Here is a 19,138-nt window from a genome sequence, read left to right as displayed (position 1 = left end):
GTTTTCTAAAACTATTTTTTGAAAATTTCCTTTATTTTATCGTAATCCATTACTACCGCAAAACTCACTCCTGTTTCCACAATAAACCCTTCCAAAACCGCCTGGTATTGGTTTTTTCGATAAGCACGGAAGGCATATCGGCCATCACGAGTAAGGTTATAATTGATATTGACATTGTCAACAATCTCCGTCGAACGGGCGGCTCTTGCTCCGTTTTCAATCTCAAAATTACGTCCCACATTGACAGTAAGGCGGTCGTCCAAAAACGCTTTGCTCAAGCCCACATTCAAATCCGTTTGGGCGGCATTACCAGTAGCTGTAGCTACCGAAGTAGAGTTCAGATTAAAATCCAACTTCACGCCTTTTATCAAGTCAGAAGCTAACATATTGAGCTGATCAGTAAGAAGTTTACTTACACTTTCGCGGGCGATAAGCTCAGGATTGACATTGGAAAAGAAATCGGAAGATTGCTCTCCAGAGAATTTATTCAAAACCAACAATGAAAAAACTTGCTTGTTCATCATTACGGCATTGTTTCTCATTTCGCCAAAAATATTATCGTTATTTAGCTTACTAAGATCATCACTTGATAGTTTAGTAGCATCAGGACGTATATCAAAACTGATTTGCGGTTTTTCTAAGCTTCCTTGCATTTTGAGCAATACTTGTAGTGGCACTTTACCATATTTGGCTGCATCAGCGTTAAGTGCCCTTAGGTCGGCAGTAACAGGATACACCGCCGTAATGTCCACATCAGCTTTCATGGGGTCGCCGGCCCAAATAAGACGGCTGCCTTTTTCGATGGTAAATCCACGCTTTAAGATTTCAAATGTCAAATCATAAGAACCTTGCGTGATTTCATAAAGTCCTAAAATAAACACTTGCCCACTTTCCGAAATTCCGGCATTAAGCTGAGCATTTCCCCTTACTTTTAGATTATCACCGTTGAGTTCATCCACCACAATAGTCAGCTGCGAACGGTCATCGGCTTCTAGATTGAGTGATATCTCAGAGCTATAATGTGGCGCTTCTTCCTTGGTGCTATCTACTACCATAGCGGCAGGATTTTTGAGATTGACAAATTCTACAATTCCTTCGGCGGCATTTTCTCCAAGTGATTCATCAGGTAAAATAACCGTAATATCACTTCCTTCTTTCAACTTCACTGACCCATCAATCGTAGGTGTAGTGCCTACGCCTGCTACGTGTAGATTTGCATCTACGATACCTTTCCCGTAAAAGAATTCGTTTTCTTTACGGGTGGCATTGAGTACCGTAAAATTCTTCCCTGCTATATTGAGATCATAAGCTACTTGGGGCACCTTGGCTATATTGATTTTACCATCGATTTGCAAAGGCTGATTGGTGGTATCACTCACTATAAATTTCTGAAGGAGGATTTCTGAACCCTTAAATTGCAAATCGCTTTTGTTGATTCGATAAGTGGCGCCCAGTTGGGTCACATTAAAAGAAACACTATCAAAAGCCATTCGCCCTTCGATCTGAGGCTTGTCAATCGCCCCTCTGATAGTAGCTTGACCCGACAGACTTCCTTTCGTACGGCGCAACTGCCCTACACTAAACGCCTCTACGGTTTGCATCCCTAAGCGAGCAATGTCTAGTTTTAAGTTAAGCGGATTTTTGTTTTTAAGAAGGTAATTACCAGTAAGCCTTACATCATTTTGGGGACTTTGAAGAGTGGCTTCAGCAGCAATATTATCAGCCGATTGATTATCAGCTTTCACCTTCAAGTCTCCTATCAAGATATCTGTAAACTTAAGATTACGAATCGAAAAATTGCCCGTAAAAACAGGCGTTTGAGTATAGTTTTGCAGAAGTACATTTCCTGCCAATACCCCTCCTACCAGCATAGAATCGGCGGCAATCGCTACCAATGGCCGCAAATTGAGACTATCCATTTCTACTCTGATAGGCTCATTGGGAATATTTGTCTCGCTATTTATGAAAAGTCTCTGACGGTTTTGGGTCAGTAAAAATTGCTTGACCAATAGTCCTTCTTTACCAAATTGAACATATCCCATAGAATCGGCCTGCCAAGGCTTGTAATCTAAAAGCAACGCCCGTCGACGCAACTGCAAGCGATAATTGCTCCCCACCGCCGCAAGTGCTCCTTCTACTCCATGCCGGTCTTTATCAAGCGAATCTTTGAGCACAAGATTAAAACCTACGATGTTATTAGCAATTTGTCCTTCTAAGTCGGTACGTTTTATTTGGTAGGTATCATACGTAATTTTGTCAATGTGAGTATGGTATTGGGCTTTATTGTTAGCGCCTGCTATGTTAAAGGTAGCCTTTTCGACGGTTGAGCTATCGTACTCTATCAAAGGCGCCACGAGGCTTATTTTTAAAGTAGTATCTTGCTGACTATTGAGCTGCATCGAAAACCTAACGGTATCCATTTTGGTAAGCTCTGGTACAAAAGCTTTAATAGCAGGGTGGTTGGCTACTTTTCCATCCAATACAAGCTGGTAAGGTGCTGTAATAGGTTTGTATTTGACATCAGGAATTGCAAAATACCGATTGATTTCGGTCAACACTATATCCGCCAATTCGGCATAGCGAAACTGTCCAGTAGCTTTTGCTTTCACAAAAGGAGCTTCTATGAGAGCTAAACGTTGTCCATTTTGATTCTCTAATCTTACTTGCACCTCTTGAAGAGGTATTTCTTTACCGTCCTGTATCAGCACGCCATTTTCTACGCTCAAAGTTCCGCGAGGGTCCTCTGGATTGGTAGATGAAAAGTCTGCTTTAATCTTTCCTTTTATTCCCAAATCCTCAGTGTATAAATTCAGCGGTTTGAAGCGTAGCTTTTCAATCTCTACTTCCGATTTTACGACCGGAAATTCTGTGCTCAAATCAGCCTGCGCCGAAAGCCGTAGGGTAGCATTTGCATCCTCTATGTCGGCTTTAAAATCTGCCACTTGCTGCCGATAAGTGCCCGAAAGATTAAGGTTATTATAAGTATATCCTTTGATATCAGCACTCTCAAGGGTCCCTTTCAAATCAGCTTGCAGCGTTTTTGGATCAATGCCTTGTCCATCTACAGTTACCGACAACGACAACTTGCCCAACTGCTCTGGGGGCTGTTTCAGCAATTTTCCTGCATTAAATTCTTTTAAAACTAAGGTTCCTTGATAAGCTTGATTTTTGGCTTTTGCAAAATTTTTCAAATTGCCGTCAAAAGTTGCTCCTCCCAAATCTGATTCCAACTGAGTATTGATATTGAGGTCATCGGCTTTACCTTTGACCGTACCATTCATGGCCAATCGGCCTGGTATGTCAATCGATGTAGGCAGCGCATCTTTAGGCAAAAGTCGTTCGATGTCAGCCTTGGTAGTAGCTAGTTCGCTTAGTTTTAAGTCTAATACCACTTTTGTAGGCTCAGGTAATCCCGCTATTCTACCTTCCATTTTTAGACGCGTCCCTTGCAAAGTGCTTATATCTATTTTTTTCAAAATAAAATTATTCACTTTCCCTTCTACCACGCCATTGAGTTGAACCACGGCATTAGGATTTTTGTCAAAGGGAGGAGTTTTACGAAGCGACGGCATCCAAGTCAACACATCCTTAAAACCTAGCTTGCTATCCTGAAGGTTGATTTCTAAAGCTACATTTCCGATATTTTTTGATAATTCTTCAGGGGAACGATAGCGGAGTATGGCTTTGTTACGAAGGGTTGTTTCATTGGTTTGTACCAACAGATTTTGAAGAGACGCTTGCGTATCCGAATACACAAAGTTGGTTTGAAACTGCCGTAACACAAACCCTCTTTTCTCGGCCATACTAGCAGATTTGAGCTTACCTTCGATAAAATTTGGGGTAAATTTAAAATCTTCAAGTAATGTATTGACTTGGCTAAGGTCTACATCCAAGCTATCGGTTTTATACACCAAACTTGAATTGTTTAAGGCTAGTTTTTTGAGTGATACGGCTAATTTTTCTAAAAACAACTGTTCACTTTCAAGCTCCAAAGTCCCAATTCTTGCCCCGGTTTTGAGTTTTTGAGTTTCATCCACATAATTTAACTCATAGTTTTCCACCCGGATTTTGCCCAGCTTTATATCTAAAGAATCAGAAGGCGAAGAGATGACCACCACACTATCGGATGCTACCGGACCGGTGCGAAGCGGCGCATACATTCTCACGGAGCCTTTGCCTTCATTTAGCACTGTAGTACTCAAATGATAACGATTATAAGAAGGATTGAAAGCCGAAAAGGTCACTTTTGAATCCTTGAGCCACAGCTTCGCATCGGTCCCGATGAGGGCATCGCGGTATTGTAAGTTGACGTTTTTGAGGGATATAGCATCAAGACGCATCTCCAAAGGGGTCGATGCCGTGTCAGGAGCAGCATCTGGACTTGCAAAAGCTTGCGTAATAAAAGCAAAATTGAAAGTAGTATCAGGCAAAGTTCGGTGGACATTCAGTACAATATTTTCCAATTGTATTTCATTGATACCCACTTTATTTCTTAGCAGCCCCCAAACATCCAAATCCACAAACAAACGCCCTCCCGACAACAACGTATCCCGGTGTTTGTCTTCCAAATACACCTCTTTTAACTCTATCCAGTCGGGCAATTGAAACCTCACTTGAGCTACTTCTACCCGCGTTTGGAGTTTTTGTCGCAAATAGGACACTACCCGACGCGTAAGCCAGTCTTGGCCTGCTCCCGTTTGCAACCAAACAATAGCAGTCCCAAAAACTAGCAATAGCCCAAGGAAAATAAATAGGAGGATTCTACCGACTTTTCTCAAAATGCTATAAAATGCTAACACTGCGCTTCTAAAAGCACATAGTTAAGGTGGATAATTTGGGAAATAAATTATTCTACTACTTCACAAAAGAGTCATCGGGGAGTTTGGCGTTGAACTCTATTGTAGTAGTTACTTTCATTGTTTTTTTATCGATGCTACTCACAAACGTCGATTCAGAAGGATATGACAATCCATAAGCTGACTTAGTGTATTGAGTATGGTCTCTAGTCTGGATTTCATTGGTAGGTAGCGTCAGCTTTTCTCTAATTAATTCTCCTTTGAGAGCATCAAAATAGAGATTGTATTTTACGCCTTTGCCTTCCAATTCTACGTTATAAGCCTGCTTTCCATTGATGGTTTCTTGGCCCACTACAGTAGCGATGTAACCTTTTTGGGCATAATTGTAAAAAGGAACCAGAATGTCGCCTAATTCCCGACGCATTGTTTCTTTTTCTTTATCGCTTAAGGCGCTTGTTTGGAATTGGGTCACTTTGTCACGGCTTCCAATAGGTATCTTTACCCAGCCATCGGTGCCTTTCATACCATATACAAAATCGCGCTTCATGATAGTCCGAATTTTGGACATTGCTTGAAGTGGCATAGAGCCCCTTATTTCTAAATCGTAGTCATTGGCGGTGCCCGCCCGATAAGCTTGCTTGATAGAATAGGTCTGAACGCCATCCCAAAGTGCCTTACCACCCGTAGCGGTATAATACTTGTTAAAGATGCTGTCGGCTGGAATGCTTGTTTGGGCAATGACACTCACTTGAGTGGCCGCTACAATCAAAAGAGTTTGGAGGTAATGTTTCATAGGTAAAAAGATTTTTGGATAAATAACTCCAAAAATATTGGTTTATGATATTTAAATTCCTAAAAAAATCGTGCCAAACAAAAAGCCCCTTGGACAGGGGCCTTCTATTATACCAAAAAATTTTAGTCGTTTGGGATATTTCTAAAATCGAACTCAAAGCAATTAATTTTGGTAAGTTACTGCTTTTACCGCATCAATTGTACGCTTTACATTAGGCAATATCGCTTCAATCAATGTAGGTGCATAGGGCAATGACACGTCCATGCTGTTGACACGAATGACAGGCGCATCAAGATAATCGAAAGCTTTGCGCTGAATCATATATGCCAGCTCTGAAGCAATCGACGACAATGGCCATGCTTCTTCTACTACTACACAACGATTGGTTTTCTTTACAGAATTGATAACTGTGTCATAATCAATAGGGCGGACAGTTCTTAAATCAATAAGTTCTGCATTGATACCCATTTTAGAAAGCTCTTCGATAGCAGGATTTACCACGCGAGGAATCATCTTTCCAAAAGAAACAATCGTCACATCACTTCCTTCTTTTTTCACTTCCGCTTTACCCAATGGAATGATATATTCTTCTTCGGGCACTTCGCCTTTGTCACCATACATCAACTCTGACTCCATGAAAATCACCGGGTCATTGTCACGAATAGACGCTTTAAGCAAGCCTTTGGCATCATATGGATTAGCAGGAACGACCACCTTCAAGCCAGGTGTATTGGCATACCAATTTTCAAAGTTTTGTGAGTGCTGCGCTCCCAATTGCCCCGCATTACCGGTAGGTCCCCGAAATACGATAGGGCAGCTATATTGCCCACCCGACATAGAAAGGATTTTAGCGGCCGAGTTGATTACTTGGTCGATAGCTACCAAAGAGAAATTGAAAGTCATAAACTCAATGATAGGGCGCAGTCCGTTCATACCCGCTCCTACTCCAATACCCGCAAAGCCCAATTCGGCGATAGGGGTATCAATAACTCTCTCTGGCCCAAATTCGTCAAGCATTCCTTGACTCACCTTATAGGCTCCATTATATTCGGCAACTTCTTCTCCCATCAAGAATACGCTCGCATCACGGCGCATTTCTTCAGATAGGGCCTCACGCAAGGCTTCACGGAAAAGTATTTGTCTCATTGTATGTCTAAAATTCGGATTTGAGTTGAAAACGGGCGTAAAAATAGGAATTTTTTGCAAAAATGGTCTAACCAAACCAGCGATACTCCAAAATCACCACCTCTAAAATAACAATATCTTTGATTTTGTACCAAATTGAGGCCTTTTTCAGAGAGTTAGGCATCTATTGGTTTTAGGTATATTTTTAGGTTCTTTTTGGGACGTAACGTTACCAGGGGGTCAGGTTCTACTTTTTCTGTATTGTCCAAAACAAAATCATACTTTTGAATTAATACCGCTATCACAATTTGCATCTCCATCCATGCGAAGTTGTTGCCGATACACATTCTAGGACCTCCCCCAAAAGGAATGTAAGCATAAGTAGGTCTACTTTTGGTGGGTTCGGGCAAAAAATGATCTGGATCAAAATCATTGGGTCTTTCCCAATAATCAGGATGGCGATGAAGCAAATAAATTGAAATGAGCACAAAAGAGTTGGCCTGAATAGGATACCCACTCAACAAATCGCTCTTTAGAGCTTTCCTTCCCATGATCCACGCCGGAGGATATAATCGCATCACTTCTTGTACTACTTGTAAGAGGTACTTGAGTTCACGAATATTTTCGAAAGTAGGCGTTCCGTTTTTACCCAGCACCGCGTTTAGCTCCTGCCTCATCTTAGCTACTACCTCAGAGTGCTGGGCTAGCAAATACAAGGCCCATGAAAGAGCATTGGCGGTAGTTTCGTGCCCTGCCATAAATATCGTGGTGACCTCGTCGCGGAGTTGTTTGTCGGTCATGGTCTCGCCAGTTTCTTCATCTTTGGTATGAATGAGCATATCGAGCAAGTCATCATATCTTACTTTTGGGTTTCTTTTCAATTCTTGTCGACGTGCATCAATAATATCATAGATGATTCCCTCCACTTTTTGGACCGCACGCTTAAAGCGCCGATTGGCGGGAGTAGGAAACGAAAGTGGAAAGCGAACAAAACTTTTTAGAATATCATCGGCATAGTGCATGATGTCGTTGAGAGCCTCCGAAATTCCCTCCAATCGATGTTTGACATCTGCACTGAAGAGTGCTTTCGTGACGATGCCTAGCGTTAGATTTAGTATATCTTTTGTGATATCTATTGGTATATTTTCTTTTTCAGACACCCACTTATCCAACAGACCTTTCGTTTCGCTCCCCATCATTTCTACCATTAGAGCGAGGCGTTGTTTGTAAAAAGCAGGTTGTGCCAATTTACGCTGCCGCCGCCAAAAATCACCTTCGCTTGTCAATAAACCATTCCCTAAAAAAATAGCCAATACCGAATAGGCTTCACTTTTATGATAGTTGCGGTTGTTTTCTTGCAGCACATGTTTGACGTCCTCAGGAGTAAGTACCAAATGAAACTCCCTTCCGACGAGGCTCAGTTTTACCACCTTTTCATGATGATAACGGCTTTGGATTTTTTCTAGAAACCCAAGTGGATTCTTAACAAATGCCAAGGTGTGCCCTACCCAAGGGAGCTTGTGGGCCGCTGCGACTGCTTGAAGTTTTTTTTGTTTTGACAACATTTAAAAGGCATTTTTTAGTAATTTTGGGGCGTATACTTCCTTCATTAGTTTACTTTCTTTTAAATTTACTTTAAAAGAGCTAAACAAATCGTTAAAAAGCCCAGATAGGCGTAGCCCTAAACGCACAAATTGGCGTATTGGTATTGAAATAAGAGGGTTTTTAAAAAATCTATCCCAACTAACAGTAAAAAGTTATAGAAATGGGCTTACTTTTGCAGTAAATTTGTAAAAATATCCTAATAATTTTCAATAAAACCTAACTACAAACATCCACTTTAACCTCATACAAAATGAGAAAAATTATTTTGTTTTCCTTATCTGTTCTTTTGTTTGCATCTTGCAATAAGAAACAATTAGCTCAATTAACCAAAGACAAAGCTGAGCTTCAAGCCTTGCTCGACAAAAACAAAGCTGATTGTGACGCGCTTACTGCCAAACTCAAAAATGACGTGAGCGATTTGCAAGGCCAAATCAAATTGAAAGATGGCGACATCACCAATGAAAGAGCAAAATTGAAAGCTCTTGAAGATGAAATCGCTTACTTAAAGCGTACCAACACCAACTTGCTTGACCGTCTTTCTGACTTGTCAATTGTAAGTAAAGATGGTGCCGAAAGTATCAAAAAATCATTGGATGCACTTAACCGCCAAAGTTCTTATATCCAAGACCTTAACTCTAACTTGCGCCGCAAAGATTCTCTTAACTTGGCACTCGTGATGGCACTTAAGCGCTCTTTGGAAAATATCAACGATGAAGATGTAAACATCGAAGTGAAAAAAGGAGTTGTTTATGTCTCTCTTTCAGACAAAATGTTGTTTAAGTATGGTAGCTACGATATCACTTCACAAGCTGAAAGTGTGTTGGGTAAAATCGCTAAAGTCGTAAACGACCGCAAAGACTTCGACATTTTGGTAGAAGGCCATACCGACAATATTCCTTACAACAGTGCCTCAGTATTGGAAGACAACTGGGATTTGAGCGTGAAGCGTGCTACTTCAGTGGTACGGTCACTTCAGAAAAAATACGGAGTTGCCCCTGAGCGTATGACTGCGGGTGGTCGTGGCGAATTTGTCCCCAAAGTCGCTAACTCTGACACCAAAAGCCGTAGCGTAAACCGCCGCACTGAAATCATCATCTTACCAAAATTGGATCAATTCTTCCAATTGTTTGAAGCTGGTAAGTAAACTTTATAAAGTAAGGTTTTAGGTCCTTGCTTGTATGCGAGCGATGTCTTTTGGGGCATCGCTCGTTTTTTTGTTAGAAATACATAACTTCGTAGTGATTTTTCGTTATTTTAACATGAAGTATAAACACTCAATCGACCTGCCACAAACTTTTCTTTGGATTTGACAACCATGAAACATTTACGTAAATTCTCTTTAGCCGCTGTTTGTGTTGCTGGATTGGGATTTTTTGCCTTCCGCAACGATGAGCGTTTTTTTGAAATCGCTCGTAACTTAGATATCTACGCTACCCTGTTCAAAGAACTGAACCGCTATTATGTAGACGAAATCAATCCCAACAGACTTACCAAAATGAGCATAGAGTCGATGCTCAAAAACCTTGACCCTTACACTAATTTTTATGCCGAAGATGAGATAGAAGACTATCGTACCATGACCACAGGTCAGTACACGGGTATTGGAGCGGTGATTTCGAGCGTCAAAGGCAAAAATATCGTTTTTTCAATTTTGGATGACTCCCCTGCCGAAAAATCAGGCTTGCACATTGGAGACGAAATCGTCAAAATCGACGGGATAGACCTAACGACTCGCAAAGATGCCAACCCCGACAAACTCATGAAAGGACAGGCGAATTCGTCCGTCAAATTGACGGTCAAAAGAGTAGGTAGCAAAGAGCCAATCGACATCAATGTGACGCGTGAATTTGTGAAAACAGGAAATGTTCCTTACTATGGAATGCTCAACGACGAAGTGGGCTATATCGACCTCAAAGATTTCAACCAAACCGCTGCTCGCGAAGTAAAAACAGCTTTAATCGAACTGAAAGGCAAGGGGATGAAGAAACTGGTCTTGGATGTACGCGAAAACCCCGGTGGGCTGCTAGACCAAGCCGTTTTGATTTGTAATCTCTTTATCCCTAAAGATGCAGAGGTGGTATCAAACCGGGGGAAGGTAACAGAGTGGAACAAAACCTACACGGCTCCCATGGCTCCCGTAGATACCGATATTCCGTTGGTAGTATTGGTAAACGGCCGTAGTGCCTCAGCTGCTGAAATTGTATCGGGCGTAATGCAAGACTACGACCGTGGCGTGTTGATTGGACAACGTACTTATGGCAAAGGTCTCGTCCAAACGACCCGCGACTTATCCTACAATACCAAGCTCAAAGTAACCGTCGCTAAATATTACATTCCAAGTGGCAGATGTATTCAGGCAATTGATTATAGTCATCGCAATGCCGACGGTAGTGTTGGTAAGATTCCAGATTCTCTTAAAGTCGCCTTCAAAACTCGCAATGGTCGCGTGGTATATGATGGCGGTGGCGTAGAACCAGATATAGTGACAGAGCTTCCCAGTCGCTCACCCATTGTCACTAGTCTCAGTGCCAAAGGTCTTATTTTTGATTATGCTCTCAAATACCGTGCTGACCATCCGACTATCAAACCCGCCAAAGAGTTTGAACTTAGCGACAGTGATTATCAAAACTTCGTAACTTGGCTCAAAGACAAGGAATATGACTATACAACCCAAGTAGAGAAAGATTTGTCGGAGCTGGAAGCATCGGCTAAGAAAGAAAAATATTTTGATGCCATTCAAGAGCAGTTCAAAGCCCTTAAAACCAAACTTACCCACAGTAAAGACGCCGATTTGGCCAACTTCAAAAAAGAAATCAAACACACTTTAGAACGCGAAATCGTATCTCATTACTATCTCCAAAAAGGAGAAAGGGAATTTGTGTTTCGAAACGACCCAGAAGTAAAAACGGCCCTAGAGTTGTTTAAAGATTCATCACGGCATGCTAAAATCTTGCAAGGGCAAAAATAAATAATCGACATTTTACAATGTTTTATATAAACAAAGCCGCTGTCAATTGACAGCGGCTTTGTTTATATAAAAAGAAAAAGTGGCAAGTTATTCGGGCGTAACATACGCAGCGGTGATACCACCGTCTACCAAAAACTCTGTACCCGTCACATAAGAAGATTCATCAGAGGCAAGGTAGAGTGCCGCATAAGCCATTTCTTTGGCTTCGCCGAAACGTCCCATAGGAATATGAACCAAGCGACGCTGTTTTTTCTCTTCAGTATTCAAAAATTTCATCAAAAGCTCAGTCCGCAGTGGGCCAGGACAAAGCGCATTAACACGGATATTTTCACGAGCATGAATCACCGACAGTTCACGACTCATCGACAACACCGCTCCCTTACTAGCAGTATAGGCGATTTGGGGAGTAGCAGCACCCAACAATGCTACAAAAGAGGCTGTATTGATGATACTCCCTCCTCCAGCACGACGAAGGGCAGGAATAGCATATTTACATCCAAAAAAGACTCCTTTTACATTGATATTCATAGTGAGATCCCACACTGATTCTTCAGTTGTGATGGCATTGTCATCATCGCTGTGCATGATACCCGCATTGTTGAAAATGATGTTGAGCTTGCCAAAAGTTTGTTCAGCAAAAGCCACCATGTTTTCACAATCAGAAGCTTTAGAAACATCGGTACGAATATAGGCCGCTTTTCCACCTTGTTTTTCGATGAGTTCTACGGTTTCTTTAGCAGCTTCGTTGATATCAGCCACCACCACTGCAGCTCCTTCTTGTGCAAATAACAATGCCGTTTCGCGGCCAATTCCGCTGCTGCCACCCGTAATAAGGGCTACTTTATCTTTAAGACGCATAATATAATTTAGATGTTATCAATTGATTTATAGTAAAATGCAGGTTTTTAGTCACTGTTGATACGTATATTACTCTGAGAAGAGGCAGGTTTACTATTGAAATTTATAAATAAAGTTCTTGAACTTAAGCAAAGGCTTTCATAATCGCATACTTGCAGGAATCATCCCCATAAAAGCTTTATAAACTTTCAGCACTGATTCAGGGGCTGGATGCTTGGCATCTCCCCATATGACCTTATGCTCTTTTGAACCCGTTTTCAGAATAATAAAGTATGAACTACGACTTGGGTGTTTAAAATTTATCTCCTCAAAATTCACATCTTTTAAGGCTTTAAATGCCGTCTCGATATTTTGTTTGGTTTGTTCACCTAAGACTTCAAACTCCTGAGAAGTATTCATGCGTCGATAAATTCCCCCGTCTTCAAGCAAACGGTATTCTTTTTCTAATCCTCCGATGGCTTGACCTACAATCATCTGCCGCCCTGTATAAGTAAAGGGATGTTTGGAAACAGCAAAAGGCGTAGGCTTTGCCGTGTTTTCTTGGGCAAAAGACATCCAAGGAATCAAAAAACAAATCAAAGGGAGGATTTTATTCATTGCCAAAATATCAGCTAATTTTTAATTCTTCTAATGCCAACCAAGCCATCAAACCAGGGCCAATTTCCAACGCAGATTCGTCGATATCAAAAGTAGGCGTATGCACCCCCGATACGATACCCCGCGCCTCGTTGCGGGTTCCTAGTCGATAAAAACACGCGTCAGTTACTTGCGAATAAAACGCAAAATCTTCTCCTGCGAGCCACAAATCCAAATCTATCACGTTTTCGGCACCCATGTAAGCTACGGCAGCAGCTTTGGTACGCCGAGTAAGTTCGGGATGATTTTTGAGAAAAGGGTATCCTTTTCTAACCTCTACTTCGCAGCTTCCGCCCATGGCTTCGGCCAATCCTTGCGCTATCTTGGTGATTCGCTTCCAGCCTTCTTCTCTCCATTCTTCGTCCATACAACGGAACGTCCCTTCTATATATACTTCATTGGGAATGACATTGGTGGCGCCATTAGCAATCACCTTACCGAAAGACAATACTGACGGTGCGGCTGGCTTGCGATTACGGCTAATCACCTGCTGTAGCCCTACGATGATATGAGATGCAATCAGGATAGGATCAATGAGCGTATCAGGCATAGCCCCATGCCCCCCTTTTCCTTTTACAGTTAAGTAAAGTTCGTCGGTACTAGCCATGTACATCCCTTCTCTAAAGCCAATTTTACCTACAGGCACATTAGGGGCTACGTGCTGTCCCAAAATACTCGCAGGGGTAGGGTTTTGGAGTACTCCTTCTTTTATCATCAAAGAAGCTCCTCCTGGGATTTTTTCTTCACCAGGTTGAAAAATCAATTTTACTGTTCCTTCAAAATCGTCTTTCAATTCATTCAGAATACGCGCCGTACTGAGCAACGACGACGTGTGTACATCATGCCCACAAGCGTGCATCACGCCGGGGTTTTGTGACTTATACGAAACCTCGTTTGCTTCGATGATTGGCAAAGCGTCCATATCCGCACGAAGTGCCACAACGCGACTGTCGGGGTTTTTGCCTTCAATCATTACAACTACCCCCGTGTCGGCTACTCCTTCTTGGGGAGCAAGCCCCATATCTCTCAATCTTGAGGCTACAAATAGAGCCGTGTTATACTCCTGAAACGACAATTCGGGATGAGTATGTAAATGTCGACGATTAGCAACCGTATCTTCGGCATAAGCCTTAGATAAAACTTTGATTTTTTCTAACATTTTAAATAGTCTTAACTTTGACCAGACAAAACTACAAAATAGAATGCGGATGACGCAGTATCCACCCGTTTAGCTCCTTAAAAATCTATTTTGCCACTTTATTTTGGTACTCAAAACAATGAAAATAGGATTATTCTTTGGGTCTTTTAACCCTATTCACGTAGGCCATCTCATTATCGCCAATACCATGGCAACTTCTACCGATTTAGAACAGGTGTGGTTTGTGGTATCTCCCCAAAATCCTTTTAAAAAGAACAAAGGATTGCTGCACGAGTTTGACCGTTATGATATGGTAGACAAAGCCATCGCCGACAACCACAAACTAAAAGTAAGTGATGTAGAATTTTCGATGCCCAAGCCAAGCTATACGATTGATACACTGACCAAACTACAAGAAAAATACCCCCAGCATACTTTTAAGCTTATCATCGGAGAAGACAATTTAGCACAATTTAGAAACTGGAAAAACTATGAAGCTATCTTAGAATATTACGGATTATATGTATATCCACGCCCAAATGTCCCTCCTCATGAATTTGGGAATCACCCTGCGGTACGTTTTTTTTCGGCACCTTTATTAGATATTTCTGCTACTTTTATTCGCGAATCCATCAAAAATAGACGTTCTATTCGGTATATGGTAGCGGATGTTGTGGAGGAGATGATACAAAGGAAGAAATTTTATATTTGACAATCTGCTTTGAAATACATTACTTTGCAGCGTTTTTGAACCAAACTCCTCAAAAAAATGTCAGAGATTGCAGAAAAAGTAAAGAAAATTATCGTTGATAAATTAGGCGTTGATGAGTCAGAAGTGACTGAAGAAGCTAGCTTCACCAACGACCTCGGCGCTGATTCGCTCGATACGGTAGAATTGATTATGGAATTCGAAAAAGAATTTAACGTTTCGATTCCTGATGACCAAGCTGAACACATCGGAACGGTAGGTCAGGCTGTCAAATACCTCGAAGAAAACGTCAAGTAAGCTTATTTTTCTTAATTTATAGATCCATTTTATGATTTTAAGACGAGTGGTAGTGACAGGGATGGGGGCTTTAACTCCTATCGGCAATACGCTATCGGAATACAAAGAGGGACTTTTTAGTGGTACCAGCGGGGCTGGGCCTATTACCCGATTTGACGCAACTAAGTTCAAAACCCGCTTTGCCTGTGAAGTCAAGGGGCTAGACATGTCGCAGTTTATTCCCCGTCAGGAAGCCCGTAAAATGGATTTATATACCCAATTTGCGGTAGTTGCGGCCGCAGAAGCCATCAGAGATGCTGGTTTGGATGAATACCTCAAACCTATTGACTTCGAAAAAGGTATTCCGACCGATTTGCCAGTCAACCTACACCGAGTAGGCTGTATCTGGGGTGGCGGAATCGGAGGTCTCAAAACTTTTGAAGAAGAAATCATTAGCTTCGCCAAAGGTGACGGCACTCCCCGCATCAACCCATTTTTTATTCCTAAAATGATCGCAGATAGTGCCTCAGGGATTTTATCTATCCGGCACGGTCTGTTAGGGCCTTCATACGTTACGGTATCGGCTTGCGCTTCTTCCAACAACTCCTTGATTGACGCTTTCAACTATATTCGCCTTGGCAAAATCGATATTTGCGTATCAGGTGGGTCAGAAGCGGCTATTACTCAAGCTGGTGTAGGAGGCTTCAACGCCCTCAAAGCAATGTCAGAACGTAACGATGACCCCAGTACCGCTTCTCGTCCTTACGATAAAGACCGCGACGGTTTTGTCTTAGGAGAAGGTGGTGCGTGTTTGATTTTGGAAGAATACGAACACGCTATCGCACGCGGTGCCAAAATATATGCCGAAATTTTGGGCGGAGGTATGTCTTCGGATGCTTATCACATTACAGCTCCTCACCCCGACGGTATAGGTGCTTACATGTGCATGAAAAATGCCCTTGAAGATGCCGAAATCACCCCTGAGCAAGTTGATTATATCAACACTCACGGTACTTCTACTCCTATTGGAGATCCCCAAGAAATCAAGGCTATTGAACGGCTTTTTGGTGACCACGCTTACAATATCAACATTAGTTCTACAAAATCAATGGTGGGCCACTTGTTGGGAGGAGCAGGCGCTGTAGAGGCAGTAGCTTCTATTTTGGCAATCCAAGAGCAAAAAATCCCTCCTACCATCAATCACGTCACCGATGACCCTGATATCAATCCTCGGTTGAACTTGACTTTCAATGAGGCACAATCTCGTAAGGTAAATATTGCTATCAGCAATACTTTTGGTTTTGGTGGACACAATACCTGCGTGGTATTTCGTAAATTTGAGGGGTAAATAATTTTAACAGTAAGGATTGATTTTTTCAATCAAAAACTGTAGATTGTAAAAACTTTAAATTCACCTCCTTTGGCTACGGTGTTAAATCCCATTATTGATTTCTTTAAACCGGGGAATATGTCCCCCGAAAAGAAATTTAGAAAGGCCGTAGAATTAATCATCGGCGAAAAACCTTCAAATTTGGAGGTTTATCAGCTAGCTTTTCGCCATACTTCCGCTTCCAAAGAAACCAATATCAAAGGTTTTAGAGAATCAAACGAACGATTGGAGTATCTAGGCGACTCAGTACTCGGTATGGTGATAGCGGAGTACCTCTTCAAAAAATTCCCTTACAAAGATGAAGGTTTCTTAACCGAAATCCGCTCGCGGATTGTCAATCGTGAAACCCTCAATGGTATCGCTCGTAAAATCGGCCTCGACCGCCTGATTGAGTTTGACGGCAACCGCAAAGGAATGCCGCCCAATTCTTCTATGTATGGCGATGCCCTCGAAGCGCTCGTAGGTGCGGTATATCTGGACAAAGGTTTTCGTTTTACGCGGAAATTTATCACCAAAGAACTCCTCACTCACTACGATTTAGACGCACTTATCAACAACAACGCCAACTTCAAAAGCCGCCTTATCGAATGGGCACAGCGTGAAGGTAAAGAAGTACGCTTTGCGATTGTGGAAGAAAAAGGCAGCCGCCACTTCCGCGAATTTATTTCTCAAGTGACCCTTGACGGCGAGGTATTTGCCCAAGGTAGTGGCTATTCTAAGAAAAAAGCCGAACAATCGGCCGCCGAAAAAGCTTGTGAACAATTGGAATTGAAGTAATCATACTTCCCCAAATTTACTTTTTCGGGCGTCCTATTCACTCAACGTTTCTGAACATTCTCCAAAAGTTTTATCGTGTATTTATTGTTGCCCCCGCCAATGGTGCAGACTATGAAGACGCTACTTTGGATTTGCTATTTTATTTTTTTTATAGGCTCTTATAGCTCTGCTCAAAGTAAGAAAGACCCCTTCTTTTCCAGAGAAATAACCTTTAACGACACGTTAACTTTAGGTGTTCTCAATCACTATACCGAAAAAGTCCCTACTCACAGAGTCGTACATCTGTCTATGGCGGTGGTTCAGGACACTATTCTTTATCAGGTGGAGGCTATCGCCACGTTTGAGGCAATTACCGAAAGTTTTAAGCCTTTTTTTGTATTCAAGCACAAAGGCTACTTTTTCTTAGTTGACAATGGTCTCGGAAAACTAATGCAAGGAAATGAGGCGTTTGCGAAGTATCTCACCAAAAAATTAAAGAAATATTTGGTTCCCCAACAAACCGCCAAAAAGATTAGCAAAGACTTAATAGAGACTTCCTTACTTGCCTTTGACCCTCCCGTATTGTCGGTAACTTTCTCAAAAAATGGAGTAAAGCAAATCAAATGGAACGGCTTATGATAGCAGCTAGAATTATGAGGTTTTTTTGGCATCGCTGTTTATTTTAGAAGTAAAATCACAGTCAAAAAACAATATATTTAAGCTCATAGACTAATAAATTCCTTCTTCTGGAAATGCTGCCACATCTTCCATAGAATTTTTGGCAAAATCTAATTTTAGATTTTACGGATAAAAATAAATTTTATAGGATGTCCACTAAATGATAAATCATTGGAAACCTTATAAAACGATAAGAAAAAGCCGAGTCAAAATATTTTTGTAGCAAGTAGGTATTTTATTATTTCACTTTTTTATTTGTATGAACTTGGTTTCCATAAATATATTAATAAGTATATCAGTAGTTATACTTATAAGTAGTTGTGACCCAGCTAATTCTTGCCCAAGTACTTCTTTAGTACACAAAGGCCACATTATTTCTTTTCCTATTTCAGCCAAAGACGCTATTTATTCGTACGATTTAAAATTCAAAAGAAGAGCTTTACTTGCTGATACGGCTTTGGCACAATCTAGAAAGATAGTTGCTTATTATCGAAAGGGTTATGATGATAACAGATATACTATGAATGAAAATCAAAAAAAAGACGAACTATTAGAAAAGGGAATTTATGGTATTAGTTTTTTGGATTGGAGTACCAATGATACAAAAATGATTGCTACCCAATTAAAAGATTTATACAAAAAACCAATAGTAATAAACAAAACACAGTTTCAAAAAATCACCTATTACAAAGTTAAAATAAACGAATGTGTATCTATCATAGTCTTTGGTTTTCAGCCAATTAATACTTCATTTTTCTATCTCTTAAATGATCAAGAAATGGACAGATTTGTAGAATCAAACGGCAGTATTATTTTGGATTAACTAAAATCAGATAAAATGCCGAATTTTTGGATTACTTCTTCAAATATATTTTTTTGTCAATACTTGGCCATAATTTTGGTAGATTTCAAAAAGCATAGTGTATAGAAATAGCCATAAAATGGTGAGTAATTTCATTTTAGAAAAAAGCTAATCCACCCATAAAATATAGCTTCCATACCTAAATCTTATGAAACCATCACTTATCCTAATTTTCATCTCTTTCATGGGCTGCCTAGGCGCTTGTAACCATCGTAACGAGCATGATTCTCTTACCGAATCAGATACGACTCAAATAGTACAAGTTCTCCTTACTACTCCCACTTTAGAGAAATATTTGAGCAATTTTCAAGATAAACAACTAAAAATTGTTCAGAATCAAACTATCTCTAAGCAATATAATATTTATAAAAATGGGAAGTTGGTTGGTTTAAGTCAGGTAGATTCCACTAATGAACAATTAATGCGAATCAAGAGTTGAAAAAGATGTAAATGCACAAAGCGGTAGCGATTTTACCAAAAATATGTAACAAAGTACCCTTATCAGAACGGCATTTAGCGGCATTTTGAATGTCAGTATGTTCAATAAG

General features: G+C 40.9%; 15 protein-coding genes. 8 read left to right on the top strand and 7 right to left on the bottom strand.

Going from position 1 to position 19,138, the window contains the following annotated elements; genetic code table 11:
* Positions 1 to 11 precede the first annotated feature (11 nt).
* From P1X15_RS17790 to P1X15_RS17775, 4 genes are all read right to left on the bottom strand, one after another.
* On the bottom strand, positions 12 to 4,778 hold the full coding sequence (locus tag P1X15_RS17790) for a translocation/assembly module TamB domain-containing protein (RefSeq protein ID WP_277339485.1): 4,767 nt from the start codon (positions 4,776 to 4,778) through the stop codon (positions 12 to 14).
* A gap of 76 nt (positions 4,779 to 4,854) precedes the next feature.
* A complete protein-coding gene (locus P1X15_RS17785; RefSeq protein WP_277339484.1) occupies positions 4,855 to 5,589 on the bottom strand; it encodes a hypothetical protein in 735 nt (244 codons plus the stop codon).
* A 162-nt stretch (positions 5,590 to 5,751) separates the two neighbouring features.
* On the bottom strand, positions 5,752 to 6,735 hold the full coding sequence (locus tag P1X15_RS17780; protein WP_277339483.1) for a pyruvate dehydrogenase complex E1 component subunit beta: 984 nt from the start codon (positions 6,733 to 6,735) through the stop codon (positions 5,752 to 5,754).
* 155 nt (positions 6,736 to 6,890) lie between these two features.
* Positions 6,891 to 8,279, bottom strand: coding sequence for a cytochrome P450 (locus P1X15_RS17775; RefSeq protein WP_277339482.1), 1,389 nt, complete (start codon positions 8,277 to 8,279; stop codon positions 6,891 to 6,893).
* Between the two features lie 290 nt (positions 8,280 to 8,569).
* Here P1X15_RS17775 and P1X15_RS17770 point away from each other — a divergent pair, with 290 nt between their 5' ends.
* Entirely contained in the window at positions 8,570 to 9,463 is an 894-nt protein-coding gene (locus P1X15_RS17770) for an OmpA family protein (RefSeq protein ID WP_028668437.1), read from the top strand.
* Between the two features lie 171 nt (positions 9,464 to 9,634).
* Positions 9,635 to 11,287 carry a S41 family peptidase gene (locus tag P1X15_RS17765; RefSeq protein ID WP_277339481.1) on the top strand — a complete coding sequence of 551 codons (1,653 nt, stop codon included), beginning with the start codon at positions 9,635 to 9,637 and terminating at the stop codon, positions 11,285 to 11,287.
* A gap of 87 nt (positions 11,288 to 11,374) precedes the next feature.
* Here the strand turns inward: P1X15_RS17765 and P1X15_RS17760 are convergent, their stop codons facing one another.
* The 3 genes from P1X15_RS17760 to P1X15_RS17750 all read right to left on the bottom strand — a co-directional run bounded on the left by P1X15_RS17760 (position 11,375) and on the right by P1X15_RS17750 (position 13,940).
* Positions 11,375 to 12,145, bottom strand: a complete 771-nt coding sequence (locus P1X15_RS17760; protein WP_277339480.1) for a glucose 1-dehydrogenase — start codon at positions 12,143 to 12,145, stop codon at positions 11,375 to 11,377.
* A gap of 138 nt (positions 12,146 to 12,283) precedes the next feature.
* Positions 12,284 to 12,742, bottom strand: coding sequence for a hypothetical protein (locus P1X15_RS17755; protein ID WP_277339479.1), 459 nt, complete (start codon positions 12,740 to 12,742; stop codon positions 12,284 to 12,286).
* Between the two features lie 10 nt (positions 12,743 to 12,752).
* Positions 12,753 to 13,940, bottom strand: a complete 1,188-nt coding sequence (locus tag P1X15_RS17750) for a M20 family metallopeptidase (RefSeq protein ID WP_277339478.1) — start codon at positions 13,938 to 13,940, stop codon at positions 12,753 to 12,755.
* Between the two features lie 118 nt (positions 13,941 to 14,058).
* Here P1X15_RS17750 and nadD point away from each other — a divergent pair, with 118 nt between their 5' ends.
* The 6 genes from nadD to P1X15_RS17720 all read left to right on the top strand — a co-directional run bounded on the left by nadD (position 14,059) and on the right by P1X15_RS17720 (position 18,551).
* Positions 14,059 to 14,631 carry a nicotinate (nicotinamide) nucleotide adenylyltransferase gene (gene nadD, locus P1X15_RS17745; RefSeq protein WP_277339477.1) on the top strand — a complete coding sequence of 191 codons (573 nt, stop codon included), beginning with the start codon at positions 14,059 to 14,061 and terminating at the stop codon, positions 14,629 to 14,631.
* Between the two features lie 57 nt (positions 14,632 to 14,688).
* Complete coding sequence (locus P1X15_RS17740; RefSeq protein ID WP_028668431.1) at positions 14,689 to 14,925, top strand: acyl carrier protein; 237 nt, start codon at positions 14,689 to 14,691, stop codon at positions 14,923 to 14,925.
* 31 nt (positions 14,926 to 14,956) lie between these two features.
* Positions 14,957 to 16,252, top strand: coding sequence for a beta-ketoacyl-ACP synthase II (gene fabF, locus P1X15_RS17735; protein WP_277339476.1), 1,296 nt, complete (start codon positions 14,957 to 14,959; stop codon positions 16,250 to 16,252).
* Positions 16,253 to 16,372: 120 nt separating this feature from the next.
* On the top strand, positions 16,373 to 17,071 hold the full coding sequence (gene rnc / locus P1X15_RS17730; RefSeq protein ID WP_051211275.1) for a ribonuclease III: 699 nt from the start codon (positions 16,373 to 16,375) through the stop codon (positions 17,069 to 17,071).
* Positions 17,072 to 17,182: 111 nt separating this feature from the next.
* Complete coding sequence (locus tag P1X15_RS17725) at positions 17,183 to 17,689, top strand: hypothetical protein (RefSeq protein ID WP_277339475.1); 507 nt, start codon at positions 17,183 to 17,185, stop codon at positions 17,687 to 17,689.
* A gap of 298 nt (positions 17,690 to 17,987) precedes the next feature.
* Positions 17,988 to 18,551 carry a hypothetical protein gene (locus P1X15_RS17720; protein ID WP_277339474.1) on the top strand — a complete coding sequence of 188 codons (564 nt, stop codon included), beginning with the start codon at positions 17,988 to 17,990 and terminating at the stop codon, positions 18,549 to 18,551.
* The last annotated feature ends 587 nt before the right edge of the window (positions 18,552 to 19,138 follow it).

Origin of the sequence: Runella sp. MFBS21 (genome assembly GCF_029433105.1) — a bacterium.
In the GTDB taxonomy this organism is placed as follows: Bacteria; Bacteroidota; Bacteroidia; order Cytophagales; family Spirosomataceae; genus Runella.
Note: the sequence above shows the minus strand (reverse complement) of the source record. Positions and strands in the feature narration are given on the sequence as shown.

Excerpts from the sequence above, each read along its gene's own strand:
- P1X15_RS17770 (WP_028668437.1), top strand. The coding sequence starts at position 8,570 with ATGAGAAAAATTATTTTGTTTTCCTTATCTGTTCTTTTGTTTGCATCT.
- P1X15_RS17775 (WP_277339482.1), bottom strand. The coding sequence starts at position 8,279 with ATGTTGTCAAAACAAAAAAAACTTCAAGCAGTCGCAGCGGCCCACAAG.
- P1X15_RS17720 (WP_277339474.1), top strand. The coding sequence starts at position 17,988 with ATGAACTTGGTTTCCATAAATATATTAATAAGTATATCAGTAGTTATA.
- P1X15_RS17740 (WP_028668431.1), top strand. The coding sequence starts at position 14,689 with ATGTCAGAGATTGCAGAAAAAGTAAAGAAAATTATCGTTGATAAATTA.
- P1X15_RS17750 (WP_277339478.1), bottom strand. The coding sequence starts at position 13,940 with ATGTTAGAAAAAATCAAAGTTTTATCTAAGGCTTATGCCGAAGATACG.
- nadD (WP_277339477.1), top strand. The coding sequence starts at position 14,059 with ATGAAAATAGGATTATTCTTTGGGTCTTTTAACCCTATTCACGTAGGC.
- fabF (WP_277339476.1), top strand. The coding sequence starts at position 14,957 with ATGATTTTAAGACGAGTGGTAGTGACAGGGATGGGGGCTTTAACTCCT.
- rnc (WP_051211275.1), top strand. The coding sequence starts at position 16,373 with ATGTCCCCCGAAAAGAAATTTAGAAAGGCCGTAGAATTAATCATCGGC.
- P1X15_RS17780 (WP_277339483.1), bottom strand. The coding sequence starts at position 6,735 with ATGAGACAAATACTTTTCCGTGAAGCCTTGCGTGAGGCCCTATCTGAA.
- P1X15_RS17785 (WP_277339484.1), bottom strand. The coding sequence starts at position 5,589 with ATGAAACATTACCTCCAAACTCTTTTGATTGTAGCGGCCACTCAAGTG.
- P1X15_RS17725 (WP_277339475.1), top strand. The coding sequence starts at position 17,183 with ATGAAGACGCTACTTTGGATTTGCTATTTTATTTTTTTTATAGGCTCT.
- P1X15_RS17765 (WP_277339481.1), top strand. The coding sequence starts at position 9,635 with ATGAAACATTTACGTAAATTCTCTTTAGCCGCTGTTTGTGTTGCTGGA.
- P1X15_RS17755 (WP_277339479.1), bottom strand. The coding sequence starts at position 12,742 with ATGAATAAAATCCTCCCTTTGATTTGTTTTTTGATTCCTTGGATGTCT.
- P1X15_RS17760 (WP_277339480.1), bottom strand. The coding sequence starts at position 12,145 with ATGCGTCTTAAAGATAAAGTAGCCCTTATTACGGGTGGCAGCAGCGGA.